7 protein-coding genes and 1 pseudogene are annotated in these 5,181 nt (G+C 67.6%); 4 read left to right on the plus strand and 4 right to left on the minus strand.

Features of this window, described 5'->3' with window-relative positions; translation table 11 throughout:
- The 4 genes and pseudogenes from HMPREF0591_RS34075 to HMPREF0591_RS22265 form a co-directional block, all read left to right on the plus strand.
- Nucleotides 1-119 (plus strand): annotated as a pseudogene (locus HMPREF0591_RS34075) (hypothetical protein); the annotation flags it as partial.
- A gap of 168 nt (nucleotides 120-287) precedes the next feature.
- Entirely contained in the window at nucleotides 288-851 is a 564-nt protein-coding gene (locus HMPREF0591_RS22255) for a sigma-70 family RNA polymerase sigma factor (protein WP_007170920.1), read from the plus strand.
- A complete protein-coding gene (locus HMPREF0591_RS22260) occupies nucleotides 848-1,546 on the plus strand; it encodes an anti-sigma factor (RefSeq protein ID WP_007170921.1) in 699 nt (232 codons plus the stop codon). Before HMPREF0591_RS22255 ends, HMPREF0591_RS22260 begins: the two co-directional genes overlap by 4 nt.
- A gap of 98 nt (nucleotides 1,547-1,644) precedes the next feature.
- Nucleotides 1,645-2,229 carry a fasciclin domain-containing protein gene (locus tag HMPREF0591_RS22265; protein ID WP_040623716.1) on the plus strand — a complete coding sequence of 195 codons (585 nt, stop codon included), beginning with the start codon at nucleotides 1,645-1,647 and terminating at the stop codon, nucleotides 2,227-2,229.
- Between the two features lie 22 nt (nucleotides 2,230-2,251).
- Here the strand turns inward: HMPREF0591_RS22265 and HMPREF0591_RS22270 are convergent, their stop codons facing one another.
- From HMPREF0591_RS22270 to HMPREF0591_RS22280, 4 genes are all read right to left on the minus strand, one after another.
- Entirely contained in the window at nucleotides 2,252-2,488 is a 237-nt protein-coding gene (locus tag HMPREF0591_RS22270; protein ID WP_007170923.1) for a hypothetical protein, read from the minus strand.
- The gene (locus HMPREF0591_RS32505) at nucleotides 2,485-2,640 is read right to left on the minus strand and encodes a hypothetical protein (RefSeq protein WP_007170924.1); all 156 of its coding nucleotides are present in this window, start codon (nucleotides 2,638-2,640) and stop codon (nucleotides 2,485-2,487) included. The genes HMPREF0591_RS22270 and HMPREF0591_RS32505 overlap by 4 nt, the downstream gene beginning before the upstream one ends.
- A gap of 173 nt (nucleotides 2,641-2,813) precedes the next feature.
- Nucleotides 2,814-4,295: a flavin-containing monooxygenase gene (locus HMPREF0591_RS22275; protein WP_007170925.1), complete on the minus strand. Its 1,482-nt coding sequence runs from the start codon at nucleotides 4,293-4,295 to the stop codon at nucleotides 2,814-2,816.
- A gap of 318 nt (nucleotides 4,296-4,613) precedes the next feature.
- Complete coding sequence (locus HMPREF0591_RS22280) at nucleotides 4,614-4,856, minus strand: hypothetical protein (protein WP_007170926.1); 243 nt, start codon at nucleotides 4,854-4,856, stop codon at nucleotides 4,614-4,616.
- Nucleotides 4,857-5,181: the final 325 nt, after the last annotated feature.

Consider the following 5,181-nt stretch of genomic DNA (forward strand, 5'->3'; position numbering starts at 1 on the left):
TTAATGTCGCGGTGCTTCCGCCGGTCCCGGTCGACGACTGGACGCTCGACACGTTGAGCGACCGCATCGCCGGTGTGCGCCAACGGTATCTGGACACCCTGGCCGATTGGCCGACCGAAGCCTAGGCGGAAGCCCGGAACCCGTCGACCGCATCGGACGCGGCGACGACGATCGTCCGCCCGGCCCACGGCTACGAATAACGGGAGTGGGCACACGTCGCTACCACGCCGCAGCAGGGTCTCGGATCGGGCCTTGCGGGCGCCGGGCGGACGCTAGGCTACCGATCGATGACGGGACCGCCGCCGTCCGGCCACGAGCTGGACGCCCTGCTGCACAAGGTCGCGCGCGGGGACAGCGCCGCGTTCGCGGCCGTCTACGACCTCACTAAGAGCCGGGTGTACGGGATGGTGATGCGGGTGCTGCGCGATTCCGGTTACAGCGAGGAAACCACCCAGGAGATCTACTGCGAGGTTTGGCGGACCGCGCGGGACTACGACCCCAGCAAGGGATCGGCCCTGGCGTGGCTGCTGACCATCGCGCACCGGCGGGCCGTCGACCGGGTCCGCAGCGAAGAGGCGTTCGGCAGGCGGGAGTCCCGCTACGCCGCCACGAGCGCCGACCCGGCCAGCGACGTCGTCGCCGACGCGGCGATCGCCGGTGACGAGCGCCGCCGCGTGGTCGAATGCCTGGGCGCGTTGACCGATACGCAGCGGGAGTGTATCCAGTTGGCGTATTACGACGGCCTCTCCTATAGCCAAGTGTCGGAGCGGTTGGCCGCGAATCTGTCGACGATCAAGTCGCGCATGCGTGACGCGCTGCGCGCCCTGCGTAACTGCCTGGAAGTGCCATGACCGAGCCCAACGAATTCGAGATTCTCGAGCTCGCAACGCCGTACGCGTTGGACGCGGTCTCGCAGGAGGAGCGCTCCGAGATCGAGCGCCGGGTGGCGGCCGCCCCACGGTCGGTCGCGGCTGCGTTCAACGACGAGGTCCGTGCCGTGCGCGAGACGATGGCGGCCATTTCGGCGAGCACGGCCGTCGAACCGCCGGCGCACCTGCGGGATGCGACGCTGCGGACGATCCGCTCCGGCGACGGACGCGGATACGGTTGGCGCACAGCGGTCTTGGCGGCGGCAGCGGCGGCGGTGGTGGTTGGTGCCGCGGCGTTCGGCGTCGGCGTGCTCATGCGGCCGCACGCGCCGTCGAACATCGGCGAGCAGGTCCTGGCGGCCCCGGACGTGCGCACCGTTTCCGGTTCGCTCGGCACCGGTACGGCGACGGTCGTCTTCTCCCGTGACCGCAACGCCGGTGTGCTGGTGATGAACAACGTCCCACCGCCGAAACCCGGGACCGTCTACCAGATGTGGCTGCTCGGCGACCAGGGCGCGACCTCGGCGGGAACGATGAACACCGCGGCCGTGGCGCCGTCGACGACCGCGACGCTTACCAACCTCGGATCCTCGAAAGCCCTGGCGTTCACTGTCGAACCGGGGACCGGGTCGCCCCAACCGACCGGGACCATCCTGGCCGAATTGCCCCTGGGCTGAGCGGGCTCGGATCTTTTTCCCGACGGCACCCGTCCGTCGTCGCGGCGGCTCCGAATGACTGATCGAAGGTGTCAGACCAACCGATGGAGGATAACGCGATGAAGGTTGACAAGACGTCGGTCGCGGCGAAGGGCTTCGCGGCGGCGGCGATGGTGAGTCTGGGCGTCGTGGCGGCTCCGAACGCGGCGGCGGCCGATCTGGTGGGTCCGGGGTGCTCGGAGTACGCGGCCGCGAACCCCACGGGCCCGGCGTCCGTCAGCGGAATGTCGCGGGTACCGGTGACGCAGGCGGCCGCCAACAATCCGATGCTGACCACGCTGACCTCGGCGCTGTCGGGCAAGCTGAACCCGAACGTCAACCTGGTCGACACGCTGAACAACGGGCAGTACACGGTCTTCGCGCCGACCGACGCCGCGTTCGGCAAGCTGCCGGCGCAGACGATCGACCAGCTGAAGACGGATTCCCACCTGCTGACCAGCATCCTGACCTACCACGTGGTGCCGGGTCAGTTGGGTCCGGACATGGTCGCCGGGTCCCACAAGACGGTTCAGGGCGCGAACGTGACGGTCACCGGCCAGGGCGATGGCCTGCGGGTCAACAACGCCGGCCTGGTCTGCGGTGGCGTGCCGACTGCCAACGCGACGGTGTACCTGATCGACACGGTGCTGATGCCGCCGACGTAGTCGCCCGATCGGACGACCGAAGCTAGGCGGTGGGCCGCAGCCCGGAAACCGTCGACCGCATCGGGCGCAGCGACGACAGGAAGAGCACCCCGTAGCCGTTGGCGCGCAGGCTGACTCGCAGGTCCGGGCCGGGGGTGTTGTGCGCGAGCCACTGGGTCAGGGCCGGGCGGTGCTGGTACGCGGATGCGTTCTGGACGCCCAGCAGCCGCAGGAGCGCCGGCAACGTGGTGGGCTGCTCGAGCCCCGGGGCGATGGTCAAAGTGTTCCTTCCGGGCAGTGGGTCTGCATGGCGCCGGGCAGCACCTGCTGGGTGTTCGCGTCGGCGACGGAATGCGCGGGCGCGTCGAGGCCCCCCAGCATGAAGGCAAAGGTGATCGCCAGGCATGCGCATCCACGGCACAGGGTTTCCATTGGGTAACATCATCTTTCGCATCAAATGCGGACGGAGTCCGCGTCTGTGCTTCAGAGCTGATTACCCCGCCGGGGCCCGCGCAAACGGCACGGACATAATTCCCCCGCATCCCTCAGAGCCCTGGGGCCCACGCGTCGCGTGAAGGCCACCCCGGCCGGGGGCGGATGTGACGCTAGGCGATCACGTAGTCGGAGAGCGGGAACGTCGAGGCTTCCCGCACCGAGTTCAGCGTCGACGTCGGCCGCAGCAGCGACGCCTCACCGCGGGGGCTGAAGTAGTACGACCGCGACGTGGCGCAGTTGCCGGCGTAGAACACCGAGTTGTCCAGCCGTTTGGTCATCCGCGCCATGAACCCGTCGGTGGCCTCTTCGGTCACCTCGAACGTCGTCGCCCCGCGGCGCTTGACCTCGCCGAGCAGCCGGTCCATGTGCCGCATCTGGTATTCGATGGTGTGGAAGAAGGACAGCCCGGAGAAGGCGAACGGGCTGGCCAGGCCGATGTAGTTGGGGAAGTACGGCATGGTGACGCCCTGGTAGGACTGAAACCGGGTCTCGCGCCACCACTTCCCGAGGTTGCGGCCCTTGCGGCCGACCACCTCGATCGCCGGGAAGTTGGCCTCCCACAGGTCGAAGCCGGTCGCCAGCACCAGGGTGTCGATGACGGTCTTGCGCCCGTCGGTGGTGACGATGCCGTCCGCCTCGATCCGCGCGATCGACGTGGTCTCCAGGCGCACGTGCGGCTTGCGGAACGCGTGGTAGAAGCTGTTGGACATGGTGGGCCGCTTGCAGCCGCAGTCGTAGTCCGGGGTGAACCGGGCGCGCAGCTCCTTGTCGCGGATCCACCGGAACCGGTTGATCTTGGCCAGATCGGCGGCCGAGATGTTGCCGCGCCCCCGGGACTCTTTGAAGTGCAGCGCCCCGACGACCATGATCATCTCCAGGATCACGTCGGTCACCCAGCGCAGCGCGCGCTGCGCCACCGGCAGCCGGGCGAACAGGCCGCGCACCGCCAACGGGAACTCGAAGTCGGGCTTCGGGATCACGTGGGTGGCGGTGCGCTGGTAGACGGTCAGCTCCCCGGCCTGTTTGGCCAGCTCCGGGATGAGCTGAACCGCCGAGGCACCCGTCCCGATGACGGCGATCCGGCGCCCCGCGTAGTCGTAGTCGTGATCCCACGCCGTGGTGTGGACGACCTTGCCCTTGAAGCTCGCGATCCCCGCGATATCGGGCAGGCGCGGCTGGGACAGGAAACCCGTCGCGGTGATCAAGAAGCGGGTCGTCAGCGTGTCGCCCCCGGCCAGCGCCACCCGCCAGACCTCGGCGTCCTCGTCCCACTGGGCGCCTTCGACGGTCGTATTGAACCGCATGTGCCGGCGCACGTCGTACTTGTCGGCGACGTCGACGGCGTACTGCTTGACCTCGGCGCCCGGCGCGAACAACCGTGACCAGGCCGGATTGGGCTCGAACCAGTAGGAGTAGGTGGTCGACGGGATGTCGACGGCGATGCCCGGGTAGTGGTTGACGTGCCAGGTGCCGCCCAGGTCGTCCTCGCGGTCGAGGATGACGAAGTTGTCATAGCCGAGACGCTTGAGCTGGATCGCGGCGCCGATGCCGCCGAAACCCGCGCCCACTATGACGGCGTCGTATCGGTTCACAACATCCTCCGTGCTTCCGGCCCCGACGTGCTTAACGAATGCTTGGACTTACCTTACGTAACTCTAATAAAGAGCGCGTTACGACGCATCCGCGTTTGCCAGCATGTGACCTCGCCGACATCAATACGCGCGAACCTGGCAACCTCCAAATCGTCGCGGTCGTCGCCCAATCATGGCCGCACCCATGCGGTTAAGCTTCGCTGACGTGGACGGGTGCGGCTCACCAGGCGAATGCTCCGGGGCCGGCCGCTGCCATCGAGCTAACAACAGCACCTGGGGCCACAACGCCTGCCCCAGAGCCGAATCTGGGATCGGGTCTTACCGCGCGGCCGGTCCGGCCGCGGCCGTCTGCTGCAGGCGGCCCAGGAATTCGTGGCATCGCCGCGCGCGCTCGGAGTCCTGCTCCATCACTTCGCTGAAGAACGATGCGACGTCGTCCATGCCCGCGTTCTTCGCGTCGCGCACGTACTGGCCGTAGTCGTGCCCGGCCTTGAGCGAGTGGTACTGAACCGAGATGAGGTCGAAAGTCACGTCCTCGAAACCTGTTTCACCGGTAGCCATGTCGTCACCTTTCCGTGTCTCTAGCGTGTTCGCGGGTCGGCTACCCCGGGGCATCAAGGCCAAACAACGGCTCGCGGGCGTTTCGGAAGGTGGCCTCGCGCCGAGTCTGTCAAGATAGATTCATTTGGTGCGTCGACACGCGGGCCTCATCCGGTGCCTGTCGTCGCGCCTGGGTATACAGGAAACGATGACGAAGATTTCGTAAATTTGACAGTTTGGGAGGCGCTTCAATGGGCATCAGTCGCGGCATGATTGCACGTCACCTCATCCGTTCCCTCGCTCCCGCCGTGGTTGCAGCGTCCGGCCTCGCCGGGTCGGCGCTCGG

The organism is Mycobacterium parascrofulaceum ATCC BAA-614, from assembly GCF_000164135.1.
In the GTDB taxonomy this organism is placed as follows: domain Bacteria; phylum Actinomycetota; class Actinomycetes; order Mycobacteriales; family Mycobacteriaceae; genus Mycobacterium; species Mycobacterium parascrofulaceum.